Origin of the sequence: Tannerella serpentiformis, from assembly GCF_003033925.1 — a bacterium.
Taxonomy (GTDB): Bacteria; Bacteroidota; Bacteroidia; order Bacteroidales; family Tannerellaceae; genus Tannerella; species Tannerella serpentiformis.
In genome coordinates, this window is sequence record NZ_CP028365.1 from 692911 (window position 1) to 709123 (window position 16213).

The 16213-nt window shown below is 60.5% G+C and carries 13 protein-coding genes; 11 read left to right on the forward strand and 2 right to left on the reverse strand.

The annotated features are described in order from the left end of the window. The first annotated feature begins 12 nt into the window (after positions 1-12). From C7123_RS02855 to C7123_RS02865, 3 genes are all read left to right on the forward strand, one after another. Positions 13-2283, forward strand: a complete 2271-nt coding sequence (locus C7123_RS02855) for a heavy metal translocating P-type ATPase (RefSeq protein WP_069175704.1) — start codon at positions 13-15, stop codon at positions 2281-2283. A gap of 96 nt (positions 2284-2379) precedes the next feature. Further along, complete coding sequence (locus C7123_RS02860) at positions 2380-3021, forward strand: NYN domain-containing protein (RefSeq protein ID WP_173896999.1); 642 nt, start codon at positions 2380-2382, stop codon at positions 3019-3021. Positions 3022-3080: 59 nt separating this feature from the next. Next, entirely contained in the window at positions 3081-3440 is a 360-nt protein-coding gene (locus tag C7123_RS02865) for a hypothetical protein (RefSeq protein ID WP_159049810.1), read from the forward strand. A gap of 138 nt (positions 3441-3578) precedes the next feature. Here the strand turns inward: C7123_RS02865 and C7123_RS02870 are convergent, their stop codons facing one another. Further along, entirely contained in the window at positions 3579-4211 is a 633-nt protein-coding gene (locus tag C7123_RS02870; RefSeq protein ID WP_083206937.1) for a Crp/Fnr family transcriptional regulator, read from the reverse strand. Positions 4212-4981: 770 nt separating this feature from the next. Between C7123_RS02870 and C7123_RS02875 the strand changes: the two genes are divergently transcribed. From C7123_RS02875 to C7123_RS02910, 8 genes are all read left to right on the forward strand, one after another. After that, positions 4982-5755: a DUF6261 family protein gene (locus C7123_RS02875; RefSeq protein WP_159049811.1), complete on the forward strand. Its 774-nt coding sequence runs from the start codon at positions 4982-4984 to the stop codon at positions 5753-5755. 52 nt (positions 5756-5807) lie between these two features. Then, positions 5808-6083 (forward strand): HEPN domain-containing protein, encoded by a 276-nt coding sequence (locus tag C7123_RS02880; RefSeq protein ID WP_237269266.1) that lies wholly within the window; start codon positions 5808-5810, stop codon positions 6081-6083. Positions 6084-6216: 133 nt separating this feature from the next. Then, a complete protein-coding gene (locus C7123_RS02885) occupies positions 6217-6570 on the forward strand; it encodes a hypothetical protein (RefSeq protein WP_069175708.1) in 354 nt (117 codons plus the stop codon). A 238-nt stretch (positions 6571-6808) separates the two neighbouring features. Continuing rightward, the gene (locus C7123_RS02890; RefSeq protein ID WP_083206938.1) at positions 6809-9628 is read left to right on the forward strand and encodes a TonB-dependent receptor domain-containing protein; all 2820 of its coding nucleotides are present in this window, start codon (positions 6809-6811) and stop codon (positions 9626-9628) included. A 3-nt stretch (positions 9629-9631) separates the two neighbouring features. Beyond that, the gene (locus C7123_RS02895) at positions 9632-10921 is read left to right on the forward strand and encodes a RagB/SusD family nutrient uptake outer membrane protein (protein WP_159049812.1); all 1290 of its coding nucleotides are present in this window, start codon (positions 9632-9634) and stop codon (positions 10919-10921) included. A gap of 498 nt (positions 10922-11419) precedes the next feature. Beyond that, the gene (locus C7123_RS02900) at positions 11420-11863 is read left to right on the forward strand and encodes a hypothetical protein (RefSeq protein ID WP_037986243.1); all 444 of its coding nucleotides are present in this window, start codon (positions 11420-11422) and stop codon (positions 11861-11863) included. A 158-nt stretch (positions 11864-12021) separates the two neighbouring features. Beyond that, entirely contained in the window at positions 12022-12534 is a 513-nt protein-coding gene (locus tag C7123_RS02905; RefSeq protein WP_037984260.1) for a cob(I)yrinic acid a,c-diamide adenosyltransferase, read from the forward strand. Between the two features lie 15 nt (positions 12535-12549). Beyond that, entirely contained in the window at positions 12550-13092 is a 543-nt protein-coding gene (locus C7123_RS02910) for a DUF488 domain-containing protein (RefSeq protein WP_069175710.1), read from the forward strand. Positions 13093-13178: 86 nt separating this feature from the next. Here C7123_RS02910 and C7123_RS02915 read toward each other — a convergent pair whose 3' ends face one another. After that, positions 13179-15980 (reverse strand): outer membrane beta-barrel protein, encoded by a 2802-nt coding sequence (locus C7123_RS02915; RefSeq protein ID WP_069175711.1) that lies wholly within the window; start codon positions 15978-15980, stop codon positions 13179-13181. Between the last annotated feature and the right edge of the window lie 233 nt (positions 15981-16213).

A 16213-nucleotide genomic window follows, 5' to 3' on the forward strand; every position in this document is an offset into this window, starting at 1 on the left:
CTACGTATAGATATGAATCCAACGAAACAATTCTCCGTCGATGGCATGTCCTGTTCGGCCTGTAGCGCCCATGTGGAGCGCGCCGTGTCGCGCGTCGAGGGCGTGTCGTCTGTGGCCGTTAATCTGTTGACAAACTCGATGGTGGTCGAGGGCACAGCTACGGCCGACGCCATCGTGGCCGCCGTGCGCAAGGCGGGCTATGACGCCGCGGAGCAGGTGACCGAAGAGCCACATGCGCCTGCGGACAAGTCGCCCGACAATCCCCTGGCCGACCGTGAGACGCCCGCCCTCCGTCGTCGCCTCATCGCCTCTCTGGTGCTGCTCCTTCTTTTGATGTACACGGCGATGGGTCACTCGATGCTCGGCCTACCGCTCCCTGCGGCGCTGGCGGGCAACCCGATGGCCGTCGGTATCGTGCAGATGCTGCTCGCCATGGCTGTGATGATCATCAACGGGCGCTTCTTTATTTCTGGTTACAAGGGCACGCTGCACGGTGCGCCGGGCATGGATGCGCTCGTAGCCTTAGGGTCAGGCACAGCCTTCGTCTATAGTCTTGTCGGCCTCTTTGCCATGTCCGCCGCGCTGATGGACGGGCGCACGGCCGACGCCTATGCGGGGCTGCATGCACTCTACTTCGAGACGTGCGCCATGATCCTTACGCTCATCACGCTCGGCAAGCTGCTCGAGGCGCGCGCCAAGGGGCGGACGACGGACGCGCTGAAGAGCCTCATGCGGCTGGCTCCGAAGACGGCCACGCTGGTGCGCGATGGCCGCGAGGTGGCGGTGCCCATCGAGCAGGTGCGCGTCGGCGACACGTTTGCCGTCCGCCCCGGCGAGCATATTCCCGTGGACGGCATCATCACGGAGGGCACGGCGGCCGTGGACGAGTCGGCGCTGACGGGCGAGAGCCTGCCCGTAGACAAGTCGCCGGGCGATCGGGTCTCGGCTGCTACGGTCAATCGTTCGGGCTATCTGCGTTGTCGGGCTGAGCGCGTCGGGCGCGACACGACGCTGGCGCAGATCATACGCATGGTCAGCGACGCCTCGTCGGGCAAGGCGCCGATCGCCAAGATGGCCGACCGCGTGTCGGGCATCTTCGTGCCGGCCGTCATCGTGATCGCGCTCATCACGGTGGGCGTGTGGCTGGCTGTCGGGGCGGATGTGGGGACAGCCGTCTCACGCGGCATGGCCGTCTTGGTGGTCAGTTGCCCGTGTGCCCTCGGGTTAGCTACCCCCGTGGCGATCATGGTGGGCAGCGGACTCGGTGCGCGTCACGGCATCCTCTTCAAGACGGCCGAGGCGCTCGAGCGAGCGGGCCAAGTGCAGGTCGTGGCGCTCGACAAGACGGGCACGATCACGAACGGCTCGCCCGTCGTGACCGACCTCCTGCCGGCCGCTGGCGTGGAAGAGGAGGAGCTGCTCCGTGCGGCCTATGCGTTAGAGGTGAAGAGTGAGCATCCGCTGGCGCGGGCTGTAGCGGCCTACGCCGAAGCGCGCGGTATGCAGCCCGACGCGTCGGAGGCCTTCGAGGTGATCCCCGGTAAGGGACTGACGGCGATGGTGGATGGGCGACGGATTACGGGTGGCAGCCTGGCCTTCCTCTCGGAGCGGATCGGCACGACGGACGCCATCACCTCTGCCGCCGAACGCGTCGCGAGCGAGGGCAAGACGCCGCTGCTCTTTGCCGCAGAGGATCAGTGGCTGGGGCTGATCGCCGTGGCCGACACGGTGAAGGATGATGCGCGCGAGGCCGTCGGCCGACTGCATGCGATGGGCCTTCGGACGGTGATGCTGACGGGCGACAATCAGCGCACGGCTGAGGCCGTCGGGCGACTTGTAGGCGTGGATGAGGTGATCGCGGGTGTGTTGCCCGACGGAAAGAAGGCGGCGGTGGAGTCGCTCCGTGAACGGTTCGGCGCCGTGGCGATGGTCGGCGACGGCATCAACGACGCGCCCGCGCTGGCCACGGCCGACATCGGCATAGCCATCGGCGCCGGCACAGACGTGGCCGTGGATGCAGCCGATGTGGTGCTGATGAAGAGTCGGCCGTCGGACGTCCCCGACGCCGTGCGACTCAGTCGCGCCACGCTGCGCAACATCCGCGAGAACCTCTTCTGGGCCTTCATCTATAACGTCGTCGGCATACCGTTAGCGGCAGGCCTATGGATCCCCGTGTTCGGCGTCGGCATGACGCCCATGTTCGGCGCCGCGGCCATGAGCCTCTCCAGCTTCTGCGTGGTGATGAACGCGCTCCGATTGAACTTCGTGAGGCTGCGTAAATAGGATGGGCTTATCTTTGTGACAGAATTATCACCCTTAGGTGGAAAAGACTAAGGCTCGCCACCCCACATCGGGGTGGCTTATTTTTTTATTGGTGTCATGGATACAGAAGGAAAACAAAGAGTCATCGTGTATATCGACGGGTTCAACTTTTACTACGGCTTGAGGGGAGATCGGCGTTGGAAGAAATACTATTGGCTCGATGTCGTCAAGTTGTTCGAGGCTTTTATGCGTCCCAATCAAGAATTAGTCGCGGTAAAGTATTTCTCCGCGAGGCCGGACGACATAGAGCGGAGTAGGCGGCAGAATGCCTTTTTTCAGACAAACAAAGAGAACCCGAAGTTCCATCTGGTCTTAGGGAAGTACTTGAAGAAGGAGATCACCTGCTTCAAGTGTGGGAATGTCATCCATACCTACGAGGAGAAGGAGACGGACGTAAGGATTGCAACGCAGATCGTGGCCGATGCGTATCAAAAGAATGGCGATGCGGCTATTGTCGTCTCTGCTGACAGCGATATGATCCCAGCGATAGAGCTCGCCATACAAGCGCGGCAAAAGGTGTTTATCTATTTCCCGCCCAATCAGTATTCCAGTAATCTGGCATCTATGGGGATCGGAAAACCGACGCAGTTGCAACGCTATGAGAGCCGATTCAGGCAGAGTCTTTTGCCTGATGTCATCCATTTATCTGTCGCCGACTATGATTTGCGTATACCGGAAGAGTGGAAAGCGTATCAATGATTGGATGAACCATGCGCCACGCAGGTTGTTTGAAGGACATAACAAAACATCAGAACAGAATGGCATTTATTAGAAACGACATCGCTACGGGCGATATGTTCCGCCACGTTTACGGCGGCATGACGAAGAGTGAACTGGACGACCGCGCGGCACAACTGCTCAGCGCGTGGGGCTACAAACGGGTATCAGATACGGCTCAAGGCGCCGCAGTCTACGAAAAGGGCAACCGGGTGGCTCGACTGCTGCTGGGCGCCCTGGTGAAATACTTCAAGGTGTCGGTCAAGACGTCCGTCTCCCCGTCGGACGAGGTGATCTGCGAGGTGCGCACCGAGTCGTCCGGCATGTCGGGCGGCTTGATCGGAATGAATCAGGTGAAGACCGAGATGGGCAACCTCAACGCCGCCTTCCGTGACTTTTGACGGCTCCGCGGGCCGACGCTCGATCGTGCGTGCCCCGACGCGAAAAGCCTCCGAACTCCTGCTGCAAAGCGGGTCTTCGGAGGCTTTTTCATACCCCAGCCAGAGCGAGGCTGCGGGGGCGTCGTACGGCCTTTCGCCTTACGGATCGAAGCGGCGCAGGAGCTTGATCTTACCGTGCACCATCTTCACGATGCCCTCCTGCGAGAGCTCCTGTAGGACCCGGTTGAGCGACGGCCGCGCCACACCGAAGCGGTCGGCGATGTCTTGCTGGCGGGCATAGGTGTCGTGCGTGTGCAGGTAGGTCAGGAGTTGCTCGCGGAGCGACTTGAGGGCGAAGCTGCCGATGCGTTGCGTGAGGGCAAAGCACTTGTCCGAGATCTCGCGCAGGTAGTTCTCCATCATGCGCATATCGGCGTGCAGCATCTTGAGCAGGGTGTCGCGATGGATCACGAGCAGCTCGCTCTCCGTGGTCGTCTCGATGCTGACCGGGAAGACGTTGTGCGTGGCCATGAGGAAGGCCGGCGCCAGCACGTCCCAGTCCGCGAATTGCTCCACGATGATTTGCTTGCCGCCCGCGCCGGCCATCCAGGCGTTGACCTGCCCGTGGCAGACGATGAGCAGCGTCCGACACGTGTCGCCCTGCATGGCTGCGAAGGAGCGCGGCGGGTAGGAACGGAGGGCGTAGCCATAGGTCTCGAGGAGTTCCGTGGCGCGCTCCGGCGTCAGCCCTCGGAAGAGCGCGCAGTGTTCGGTCAAATCTTTTGTCATCATGGGGGCAAAAGTAGGGATCGAAAGGCGTACAAGCCGCTGTTCGTGCCGCTTTTGGGAGGTCGGCAGCCGTTGGCGGAGCCATTTGGGGCACGTTTGGGTGGTCGGCAGTGCGGCAAGCTCGGAAAAGTGCCTCGTGTGGGGGCCATCACCCCGTGCAGGCCCCTCAAAGAGGCGTTTGCCACATTCCCCCGATAAAATGGAATCCAAAAAACAGCGTAGAAGAAAACCACATGATTCAGTCGGATTGAATTGATAAGGTATATAAGAATCACATGGCTCAATCCACTCCTATTAACTCAGTAGATGAGAATCCCCTGATAGAATCGGGTCAAATAAACAGCGTATATTTGAGTCGAATTATAGAGGTGTGTCTTATTGATGCTGTATATATAAGCCGCATGATAGGATCGGTAAAAATATACGGCGCATATTTGATCCACTTTATAGAAGTGACTGTAATTAACTTCGTATATTTGATCCATTTGATAGAAGTGATTGGCAGATACGATGTGTATGGGAGCCGATTGAATCGTTGAATGGATAAAGACGAGGTATCTATTTACCGATGAATAGAAGGGATTTCGATAGACATTGATAAACGGAATCGATGGATAGATGGGATTTCAATCCGCTGCGTGGATAAGCATCGATGGATAGATGGGATTTCAACAAACCGCTAAATGTTACCTTTGCACGAGGTGCAAGGGGGTAAACGAGGCACGTTTGGCCTCCTGCACGGCCTGCACATAGACAAACGAGGAGAAAAAGAGATGGAAGAAGAAGTGCAAATCCAAAAACTCAGTCAGGAGCGGCTTGACAACGCCCTGCACCTGCATTTTCACGCCTCCGTTCGCGATTGGCTGCGCGAGGCGGACTTGAAAAAGATCGGGTTGCCGAAGGAACTCGTCGAGGAGTACGAGAAATGTGTCCAAGACGAGCAGGAGATGATTAAGGAGACCCGCGCGCGGTTTGAGACACCACATATCGCAAAGAAGGAGAAGGAATGCAACCATTGGCTGTCGTACATCGCGGCCGTGGTGCGGGCCATGCGCCTCTCGCCGGATCCGGACGAGGTGAAGGCCGCCGAAATGCTCTACCTCCTGTGGCGCTCCGATAAGCCACTTCAGGGAGTGTCCCTCGGGCGGAAGTCAGCCGGCATAACGTCCCTGCTGATCGATCTCAAAGATGACCGCTACGCCCCACTTATTACGCGCCTCCGACTCGACCGCGGCGTGCAACTGCTCGATGAGGCGAACCAGGCACTGGAAGACTTACAGCTGCAACGAATTAAGGCGCGGTCGAAGCCAGACCTGCCCTCGTCTACCGACCTCCGCCCCACGACGGACGCCGTCTATCGCCGCATCGTCAAGTATTTAGAGCTGTCGTACATGAACGCCTCGCCCGATGGACAGGCCGCTATCACCGAGCTGGTACATCTGATCAATAAGATGGTCGACCATACCCGCACAGCCTACAAGCAGAGCCTGTCGCAACGCCGCGCCCGCCGTCGCCAAAAGGAAGCCAGAGAGGAGGGGCAGTCGTGACGCAATCGAAGGAACTATGTTTGTCTTCGGCAAGCGATAAAAGATAATGTACATGAAGACGAAAGCCATCTACAATTTGGAAGCAGCTGCAGCCCTTATTGATAAACAGGACGAGCGCTATTACACGGCTAGCATACACCACGCCTATTATGCCGTGTTTCAGTACATGAAGTACGTATTGGCAAACACCGGAACGTCCCCGCTGTCCTACAAAGAGCAGGATGAGAAAGCGAGGAGTAAGGGGTCACACAAATACGTGATTGAGCAGATCGTACTGCGGATCGCTCTACAGATGGGCACCTATAAGAAGGCGCGAAAGTTTGGATAGGCGGTGCGTGAATTGAAAGGAGAAAGGGTGGAAGCCGATTACAGTACACGGCTGTTCACTTTAGAGGAATGTCTGGCGTGCAAACAACAGGCAGAAGATTTGATTGCGAAACTGGTAATATATTTAGAGACCTATGAGAGATCTTGAGTTGGAACAGATCCTGCGGCGATGGGCGCAGGACTTGGTCAGTCGCTACACCTGGCTGACGATCCGATTTGAATACAGCGAAAGGAGAGGCGTATACCTCGTCTCCTACTCACCCTCAGAAAAGATTGACGAGAGCGAATCTTTTGCCCGTGAGACGATGGAATTCGAGAATCGGATGAATGATCTATACGACGACAACGCACCGCTATTCTGCGACGAGGAGGAGCTTTTCAAGCTCTCTTCTGAGGCGGAGGTGATCCGTTACCACACACCCGAGAAGGTGGATCAGCATAGCGTGCCGAAGAAAAAGAAGTCGTCGTTAGCTGCCGCTATACTCTGAGTCACGCGGCCTGCGGCGTCCTATGAATCAGCCCTGCCGGTGGGAAGGTGAAGACCTCACCCTTTCAGCCGGCAGGGCTTTTTACGTCCCTCGCCCGTTTCCTCCCCATTGATAGGGAGAAAAGGGGAGTTTGCATTCTCTGCAGAGCCGCATAAACAGCTATAATTAGGGAGGGGCCACGGGCAGGGGCGGGCGTACTTTTGCGCCCGCTAAAAATCAATTGTAATAGAAGAACAGTATGACAAAAAGAACTACGCAGTTTTATCTGCTCACCCTCCTCTTTCTGCTCTGCACCGCCACCACGGCCCTGGCACAGCGACGCGTGGAGGGACGCGTGGTAGACAACGAAACGGGTGAGACACTGCCCGGCGTGAACCTCGTCACCCGAAACGGGACGTATGCCGTCACCGACGAAAAGGGTACCTACAACTTGTCCATCACACGGGGCGACTCGGTCACCGTCTCCTATGTCGGCTATGAGCCGCAGACCCTCCCCGCCTTTTACCTCATCGACCATCACGAGATCCGCCTGAAGACGGGCGCAGAGCTTCGCGAGGTGGTCGTCACCGCCAGTATCGCCAGCGCACGCAACGCCAAGGCCGTCGGATCGAAGATCGACAAGGTGGACGTGGAGCGGCTCATGGATCAGGGCACAGGCTCGAACCTGGCCGACATTATCGACGGACGCATCAGCGGTGTGCAGATGTTCCAATCTAACGGTAAGGTGGGTATGCCCATCCGCTTCAACATGCGCAGCGGCGCTACGCTCAGCATGGACCGCGACCCGATCATCTACGTCGACGGTGTGCGCTACAATAACTCCCATACGTCGGACATCAACACCTCGCAGGACGCCATGAGCTCCCTCAACGACCTGCCGCTGGAGGACATCGCCTCCATCGACGTTATCAAGGGTCCAGCCGCCGCAGCCTCCTACGGCGCCGAGGCGGCCAACGGTGTCATCGTCATCACCACCAAGCGTCGCAGCTCGGCCGCAGCCGACGGCGGCAACCTGACGGGGACTGTCAAGTTCACCCAAGGCGTCAACACGTTAGCCCGCCGATACACGCAGTTCGTCAACAACGACGACATCAATAACTTCTTCGTCAACGGCAACATCACCCGCGTCTACGCCAACCTATCCAAGCGGTTCGCGCCCGGCAACCAGCTCTATTTCTCGCTCGACGAGAACCACACCGCCGGTATCATCCCCGGCAACCGCGACGTGCGCCACGCCCTCATGGCCGCCTACGACGTGACCCAAGATAAGTTCGGCATGAACGTCAGCTTGCGTTACATCAACGGCTCGCTCAGCCTGCCGCAGACGGCGCAGGGAAAGAACGATGCGATCTGGAACCTTATGCGCACGCAGAAGCCGTGGGGCTACGTCAGTGAACGCACCTGGCGCGCACAGTCGTGGACGTACGACAACGACCGCGTCATCGGTCAAGCCCGCCTCAGCTACCTCTTGCCCGGCGCTGTGAAGGTCGAGACGCTCCTCGGTATGGACGTGAACTTCATCCGCGGTGAATACTTGCTGCCCTACGGCTACCTGCTCAACACGAACGACAAGGGTGCGCGCAACGTCAGCAACCGTCGCAACTCAACGCTCAACTGGGACATCAAGGCCAACCGTCGCTTCGACCTCGGTGGCGGATGGCAGACTACCCTGACGCTCCTCTCGCAGATCGTCCGCCGCTACGAGACGGTCAACACCGTCTCCACAAGCGTCTTCAGCGGCAACGTCACGCAGCTCTCGGCCGCGTCCGAGAAGCAAGTCAGTGAGTCGGACTTTGAGCAGCGCACATGGGGACTCTACGGCGAGGCGTTCTTCAACTATCGCAACACGCTCTTCATCAACGCCGGCCTCCGCCGCGACGCCTCGAACCTGATCGGCGCCAACGTGGCCAGCATCTATTATCCCTCGCTCAGCGTATCGTACAACCAACAGGCCTTCAAGTGGCGCGCCGCCTATGGCGAGTCGGGTCGCCTGCCTTACCCCACCGACGCCCACACGGCCTACGCCCTGACCGGTAGCTCGGCCTACGGTCCGCTCGTGGCGCCCTCCACGCAGGGCAATCCCAACATCCGCCCCGAACGCATGCGCGAGATCGAGCTGGGTACGGACGTCAACCTGAAGCGCCATCGCATCGGCCTCTCGCTCTATGGCCAATTCACCTCAGACGCCATCATCTACGTGCCCCTGCGCAGCTCCCTCGGCTGGCTCGGTTCGCGCCCGGAGAACATCGGTAGTGTGCGCGGCTACGGCTTTGAGCTGAACTGGAACGGCACCGTCTGGGAGAATCGCAGCGCAGGCAACGCCCTCGACCTCTTCGTCAGTGTGAACGGACAAACGAACGAGGTGACGAACACCGGCGGCCGCACGATCGAGAACTTGCCCAACGTGATCAAAGAGGGTCAGCCGGCCTACGCCTTCTATTATAAAAAGGTAGAGGGCGCGCGCTACGATGCCAAAGGCGTCTACAAGGGTGCGCAGGAGAGCAAGGAGTATGAATATCTCGGCAAACCCTTCCCGACGCTCAACGGCGCGGTGGGCTTTGAGCTGAAGCTGTTCCATAACCTCACCTTCAACGCCCGCGTGAACTACGCCGCCGGCGCATCGGTCTACAACCAGAGCTTCTACAACGTGGCCGGCTTGGGCGATAACCTTAAGAAGCGCGAAGACCTCAAGGCCGCGCTCGCCAAGGAGACGCCGGGCACGGACGCTTATCGCGCTACGGCCGAACAGCTGGCGCACACGGAGCGCAATCGCGATAACTACATCGAGAAGGCCGACTTCATCCGCCTCAGCAGCCTCTCCGCGGGCTACGACTTCAGCTCGCCCGTGCGTCGGGCCACGCATCAGCTGATCAAGACGTGTCGCCTGATGCTCTCGGCGCAGAACCTCATCCTCATCACCAACTACAGCGGCGCCGAGCCGCAGATCGAGGCCAACGGCGGCACACGCCAGACGCGTGGCATCGGCAGCCTCTCGCGCGACATCACCAACGCCCCCGCGCCGCGCTCATTCACCGCTTCACTCACCATCGGATTCTAAACAATGACACAGACAGACATAATGAAGAACCTCCGCTATATCCTCCTTTCGGCCGTCGCCCTCGTCACCCTGGCCGGCTGCGACAAATGGATCGACAACGCCAAGACACCCTCCAACTCGCTCACGTACGACGACCTGCGCCGACCCGGCATGATGGCCTCCGTCAAAGGCAAGACCCTCACCGACGGCGCCCTCACGGCCAACGTCAAGACACTGGCCGGACAGGCCTCCTCGGCCGCCTTCATGGCCCTCGGTGCGATGACCGACGAGCTGACACCGACGAAGGTGCCCAACGCCCTCGTCTATAAAGCCCTCAGCGACGACAACGCCTCCTCTGCGGGTGGCGAGGCCGACGGCGTCTTTAACAGTCTCCAGAACCTCCGCGCCCGCGCCGAAGAGCTCCTCGCCATCGAGGCCTCGACGGAAGATGACGGCTCGGCAGGGTACGAGATCGTCCGTGCCTATGCCCGCCACACGGGCCATCTCTATGCCGGCTATGCCTACAAGCTGCTGGCCGACTGCTTCTCGTCGAACCCCTCGGCGGCTGGCGAGGTGCCCGTGAACGGTAAAAACCTCACCCACGAGGCGCTCTACGCCGAGGCCATCACACACCTCCAGGCAGCTGTCCGCGAGGCCGACGCCGAGGTGCTCCGCGGCATGGGTGGTGCCTTCAATCGCGACCTGGCCGTGGGCAGCGCCGAAGCCTTGCTCTGCAAACTCTACATGAGTCGCGGGCAGTACGCCGAAGCCTCTGCCCACCTCGATGCCGCCCTCGGCGAAAAGGCCACGATGCAGATCGTCTACAACGTCAACGGCTCGCCCAACGGCCTCTATTCGACCCTCGGCGAGACGGCCCGCGACGTGGAGGTCGACGCCGACATCGTCAACAGCCTGCGCAACGACGCCGAGCGGAAGGCTGTCCCCACGGCCACGAACAAGGAGGGCAACCGCTACCTCACCAACCTGCAACGCCATAGCCCGTTGACCATCACCGATGGCGCCGAGATGCTCCTCATTCGCGCCGAGTTGATCGTCCGCGGCGTGCGCACGGGCGACGCCCTGGCCACCGTCAACCGCGTCATCACGACCTACGACGCCGCCTCGGCGCTGACCACCCAGCCCACCCTCAGCGACATCGACCACCTGCGCCGCGTCTACCTCTTCCTCCGCGGTGAGCGCACCCTCGACTATCGCCGTGGCCTCACCACCGCCGCCAAGCAGCAGACTTGGCAGGCGCGTCGCCTGAAGTGGATGCCGCTCCCCGAAAATGAGACGGAGCGACCGAACAACTAAAGACGGACCAGCGACAAACGGCCGGGTGCACAAAGGGGCATTCGGCCGTTTCTCTTCGTTGTTCGTTCTTGAGTGATCCGTCTTCTGTTTGCTTCCGTCGTCCTGCCACGGGATGGCGCCTCAATGGTCATTTAGGCCTCGTCCCGCCGCGGGATGGCGTCTCAATGGTCATTTAGGCCTCGTCCCGCCGCGGGATGGCGTCTCAATGGTCATTTTGATCTCGTCCCGCCACGGGATGGCGCCTCAACGGCCATTTTGATCTCGTCCCGCCGCGGGATGGCGTCTCAATGGTCATTTTGATCTCGTCCCGCCACGGGATGGCGTCTCAACGGCCATTTTGATCTCGTCCCGCCACGGGATGGCGTCTCAACGGTCATTTTGATCTCGTCCCGCCGCGGGACGAAGCCTATTTCCTGCTATTCATGCCCCCTCTATGTCCAAAGCCCTTGCAGCCTATGTATCTTTGCCCCCAGATTTTAATTTCTACATGACAAGACAATGAAGAAAGTATTTATCACAGTGATCAGCATGCTGGCCTTGGCCGCATGTAATAACAACGCCCAGCAGCAAGACACTGCCGCCGCCGATTCTACCGCGCAGGCGCAGGAAGCCCCCGCCACAGGAGGCGACCGCGACGAGCACGGTTGCATCCCCTCGGCCGGACAGTCGTGGAGCCAGCTGCGCCAAGAATGTGTGCAAGTCTTCGAGGTCGGCACCCGCCTGAACCCCGTAGAAAAGAAAGAGGGCGAAGCCGTCATCAGCGCCTTCGTACTCTTCAACGACGACCGCTCGAAAGCCGAGATCTTCCTGCCCAACAGCGACGTGGAATCCATCATCCTCGACAAGGCAGCCGATGGCACCTATAAGGCCGATCGCTATGCCTTCAACGACGCTGAACAGGCACTTTATGTGGACGGTAAAAAGGCTTTCGTGAAAGAATGATGAGGCAGCCCCAAGGAATCGACGCTCGGACAGTCGGGGCAATGCTCTTTTATGCAGAAGGACGAGACATTCACCCTCTCGCCTCGTTTTCCCCCTCCCCACTCTCCTTCAAACTACCTCAAACTAAATCCTATTCAACCTACTAATATCAATCCACTATGAGTTACGTACATCTCTACACCGGCAACGGCAAGGGTAAGACCACCGCTGCCATTGGATTGGCCCTCCGCGCAGTCGGAGCCGGTCGACGTGTTTACATCGCACAGTTCGTCAAAGGCCAGCGATACGGCGAAATAGCCTACATCGACCGCCGCATCCCCACCATCACCACCCACCGCTACGGCTCGGAGTGCTTCATCGAGCGCAAACCCACACCGGACGACATCAGTCGTGCCGCCGAGGGGCTCGAGGAGGTTCGGCGCATACTCCACAACGGCCGCTATGGGCTCGTGATCCTTGACGAAGCTACCATCGCCATCTACTTCGGTCTCTTCACCTCCGCCGAACTCATCGACGCCATCAACGACCGTCACCCCGACACGGAAGTTGTCATCACCGGTCGCTATGCTACGCCCGACCTCATCGCCGCCGCTGACCTCGTCACCGACATGCAGGAGGTGAAGCATTACTACACCCTCGGCGTCGAGGCCCGGCCGGGCATCGAGTGCTGACACACGCCCTGCGCCATGTCGCAACCTGAGCGCGTGGTCTACACCATCGGCCACTCCACCCACCCGATCGAGGTCTTCATCGCCATGCTACGATCGTTCGACGTCCGCCTACTGGTCGACATCCGCGGCCTACCGGGCTCGAACAAGTATCCGCAGTACAATCAGGAGGCCCTGCAAGCGTCGCTCCCCGCGAGCGGCATTGCCTACCTCCACCTCCCCGATCTGGGCGGGCGCCGACGGGTGCACCGCGATTCGCACAACACGCGCTGGCGCAACGCCTCCTTCCGCGCCTATGCGGATTATATGGAGACCGACGACTTTGCCCGCGGCATCGCCCGCCTTATGGATGAGGCGGAGCGCCAACCGACGGCCTACTTCTGCGCCGAGGCCGTCTGGTGGCGCTGTCACCGCTCACTCGTTTCGGACTATCTCAAGGCCCACGGCTGGCGAGTGATGCACATCACCGGCGTGGGCCGTGCCGAGGAGCATCCCTACACACAGGCCGCCCGCGTGGTCGGCAACCGAGTCTACTATTCCGACCCGGGTCTCTTTGATTAACGAATAACGAACCGCTAAAAAGGAAAAGTCCTGTCGGCGGGAGGCGAACACCTCCTCTGCCGGCAGGACTTCTTGTATCTGTACTCTTAATCTCGTGGTCGACGGTCGCGGCCGCCCCGATCGGGTGGGCCGGGCATACGCATATCGGACGCGTTGGCCCCGCCCTTGAAGAGGCTGAAGCGGTAGATGAAGTGCAGCATGACGTAACTGGAGAGCGTGTTGTACTCCGAGTAACGGATAGCCGTCGCCGTAGCGCTGTACGAGATGTTGCTGCGCTGGTGCAGGATGTCGTACATCTTCAGGCGGAGCATGCCGGCGTTGTTCTTCAGGAACGACTTCGAGGCGCCCGCGTTCCAGAGCCATTCGCGCTGCGAATAACCATCGGTGTAGCCTGAGTTGGTAGAGTAGGTGAGGTCGGACTCCAGTCGGAAGCCGAGTGGGAGGTAGAGCGTGAAGGCTGCGCTGCCGCCATAGTTGAGGGTGCTCAGGTCGCGGCCCGCGCTGAGGGTGTTGCGGGTGCGGTTATGGCGGATGTTGCCGTTGAGCTCGATGTCGGCCAGGGACGAACGGAAGCTGATGCCTGCGTGCTGCATAAGGACGGTGGCCTGGCTCGTGTTGCGGGAGCCGTCGATGAAGCCGCCGGAGTGTCCATACCGGGCGTAGGTCATGGAGCTGAGCGTAAAGTGCTTGCCCGGCAGTGGGAGGTTGATGATCAGGCGGCCGTCGAGGTTGTAATTGCCATCGATGTTCTCGTAGGTGGTCTGGCGGCGACCCGTGAGGCGGTCGGTGGTGGTGCGGCTGACGATGTCGTTCAGCACATAGTTCACGCCGGCCATGAAGATGAATGCGGACTGTCTGTCGGGGACGAATTTGCCGAAGTGGAGGCGTAGGCTGTTCGTGTACGTGGGGCGGAGGTCCGGGTTACCGATCACGGTGTTGAGCGGGTCGGAGAGGTCGGCCACCGGCTGGAGCTGCGTCATGGAGGGCTGCTCGGTGCGGCCGTCGTAATCGAGGCGGAGGTCGGTGCGCTTGTCGAAGCGGATCCGCAGTTTGGCCGTCGGGGAGTAGTTGACGACGCTCCGGGAGAGGTCGTAGAGTGTCCGGCCGGCCACCTCGGTCACGGTGCGGGTCTGGGTGGGGTCGAAGTTGAGACCCAGGGTGAAGTCGTACTTCGGGCGGACCATCTTGAAGGAGAGGTTGAGGCGGTGCTCGGTCGCGTCGCTACGTGTGTTGCGGCCTGTCGTCGTGTCGGGCACGGTGTATTGGCCCTCCCCATCGATGAGGTAGGCGTCGCGGAGCAGCTCGCGGTGTGTCCGTCGGAGGCGATAGGAGAGATGCAGGAAGTTGGAGTGACCCAGCGGCTCAACCCACGCCACCTTGCCGCGCACGTTGTAGCCCCGAGTGTCGCTGTGCACCTGCTGGTCGATCGTTTCGGTAGAGTCGGCGAAGAGCAGGAAGCGCGTGTCGGAGCGATTCTGGGTGTTGTCGATCGATTGGTTGCCGCCGCCGGAGACGGAGAGCGTCAGCGTGCGGCCGCGACTGTTCAGCTTGCGGCTGACGTCGAGCTTGGCGGAGGCCGTCAGCGCGTGGCCGTCCACACGGGAGCGCGATCGGGAGGCGTTCACCGAGTCGAGGCTCCCGCTGAGGGTATGGGTCAGCTCCTCCGCGTCGGTGTGGGTCGTGCCATAGGAGAACTCCGGGCGGAAGATGACCTGCGTCAGCGAGTCCGGCTTCCACTCCATGTGCAGGTTGAAGCCCACGTTTCGCGTCCGGGTGTCGGAGGCGCTCTCGGCGTGGTCGAACGAGGTGCTATCGCCGGCCAGGATGTTCTGCCGGTCGGTCTTGGCCCGCGCCTCGTTGTCCGAACCGGAGAACCGGATGTTACCCCCGACGGTCAGATCCTTCATTAGGCGCTTGCTGAAGTTCGTGCCCACGTTGCCGGACGACGTGATGCCATTCCCCGCGCCGAAGCCCCCGAACCGGTGCCGCCCGCCGCCCGGGCCACCGCCGAAGGCCGCCGCGGCAAAGTCCGTGAATCCCATGTTGTTCGTGTTATTGATCCCGCCCATGAGCGAGAACTGGTCGTCGTCGACGAACCGGTTCAACATCGTGTTCACGTCGTACCGCCCACGGCTGCCGGCCCCCGCAAAGGCGTTGCCGAACCACCCCTGCTTCATGCCGGGCTTCACCGTGAGGTTGATCACGGCCTCCGCGTCGCCGTCATCGAAGCCCGTAAGCATGGCCAGATCGCTCTTCTTCTCGTAGGTCTGCACCTTGTCGACGATCTGGGCCGGCAGGTTTTTGGAGGCCGCCTTGGGGTCGTCCGAGAAGAACTCCTTGCCGTCGACCAGTATCTTTTTGATCTCCTTTCCGTTCACCGTCACCGCGCCCTCAGCGCTCACCTCCACGCCCGGCATCTTCTTCAGCAGATCCTCAAGCACAGACCCTTCGGCCACCTTGTACGCGCTGGCGTTATACTCCACCGTGTCGTTTTTGACCTGCACCTCCACGGCGCGGGCCGTCACCACGGCTTCGCCCAGCAGCACCCCGTCCTCGGTCATCGTCAGCCGGCCCACGTCCACGGGCGTCTTGCTGCCCGATATGTGCAGCCGTTGGTAAAGCGGGTCGAGCCCGACGTACGTCACGTGCAGCAGGTAGTCGCCCTGCCGGACGCCCATCAGGTCGAAGCGCCCCTCGCGGTCCGTGACGGTGCCCTTCACCATCGCGCTGTCCTTGACGTTCAGCAGCCTCACGGCCGCCATCTCCACACCCTCGGCCGGCTCGCCCGAGCGGACGACGGTGCCCTTGATGTGGACTTGCGCCACCACTCCAGTGGCAGCCCCCAGCAGCAAGAGGCTCAAAAAAAGGATCGAAAATCGTTGTATCATCGTTTGTTTACCTATAAATCGTGTGTCCTTCCGAGGCGCCCAAGCCCCGAAAGCGGGGCGATAGACGTCATCCGTGGGCGATGGTTTAAGCCGTGCCCCTGTCGGAAAATACTATGGAAGCCGCCGTCCGTTGGGCGCTCTTCTCGGAAAATATTTTGGGAGCCGTTGTCCATCGGTCGCTCTTATTGGGGAGTACGTTACAGGCCGCTGCCTGTCACTCGCTCTCGTTTGGG

Bases quoted from the DNA above. Each gene is read 5' to 3' on its own strand.
- C7123_RS02900 (WP_037986243.1), top strand. From the start codon at position 11,420: ATGAAGAAAGTATTTATCACAGTGATCAGCATGCTGGCCTTGGCCGCA.
- C7123_RS02855 (WP_069175704.1), top strand. From the start codon at position 13: ATGAATCCAACGAAACAATTCTCCGTCGATGGCATGTCCTGTTCGGCC.
- C7123_RS02885 (WP_069175708.1), top strand. From the start codon at position 6,217: ATGAGAGATCTTGAGTTGGAACAGATCCTGCGGCGATGGGCGCAGGAC.
- C7123_RS02875 (WP_159049811.1), top strand. From the start codon at position 4,982: ATGGAAGAAGAAGTGCAAATCCAAAAACTCAGTCAGGAGCGGCTTGAC.
- C7123_RS02880 (WP_237269266.1), top strand. From the start codon at position 5,808: ATGAAGACGAAAGCCATCTACAATTTGGAAGCAGCTGCAGCCCTTATT.
- C7123_RS02915 (WP_069175711.1), bottom strand. From the start codon at position 15,980: ATGATACAACGATTTTCGATCCTTTTTTTGAGCCTCTTGCTGCTGGGG.
- C7123_RS02865 (WP_159049810.1), top strand. From the start codon at position 3,081: ATGGCATTTATTAGAAACGACATCGCTACGGGCGATATGTTCCGCCAC.
- C7123_RS02905 (WP_037984260.1), top strand. From the start codon at position 12,022: ATGAGTTACGTACATCTCTACACCGGCAACGGCAAGGGTAAGACCACC.
- C7123_RS02910 (WP_069175710.1), top strand. From the start codon at position 12,550: ATGTCGCAACCTGAGCGCGTGGTCTACACCATCGGCCACTCCACCCAC.
- C7123_RS02895 (WP_159049812.1), top strand. From the start codon at position 9,632: ATGACACAGACAGACATAATGAAGAACCTCCGCTATATCCTCCTTTCG.
- C7123_RS02890 (WP_083206938.1), top strand. From the start codon at position 6,809: ATGACAAAAAGAACTACGCAGTTTTATCTGCTCACCCTCCTCTTTCTG.
- C7123_RS02870 (WP_083206937.1), bottom strand. From the start codon at position 4,211: ATGATGACAAAAGATTTGACCGAACACTGCGCGCTCTTCCGAGGGCTG.
- C7123_RS02860 (WP_173896999.1), top strand. From the start codon at position 2,380: ATGGATACAGAAGGAAAACAAAGAGTCATCGTGTATATCGACGGGTTC.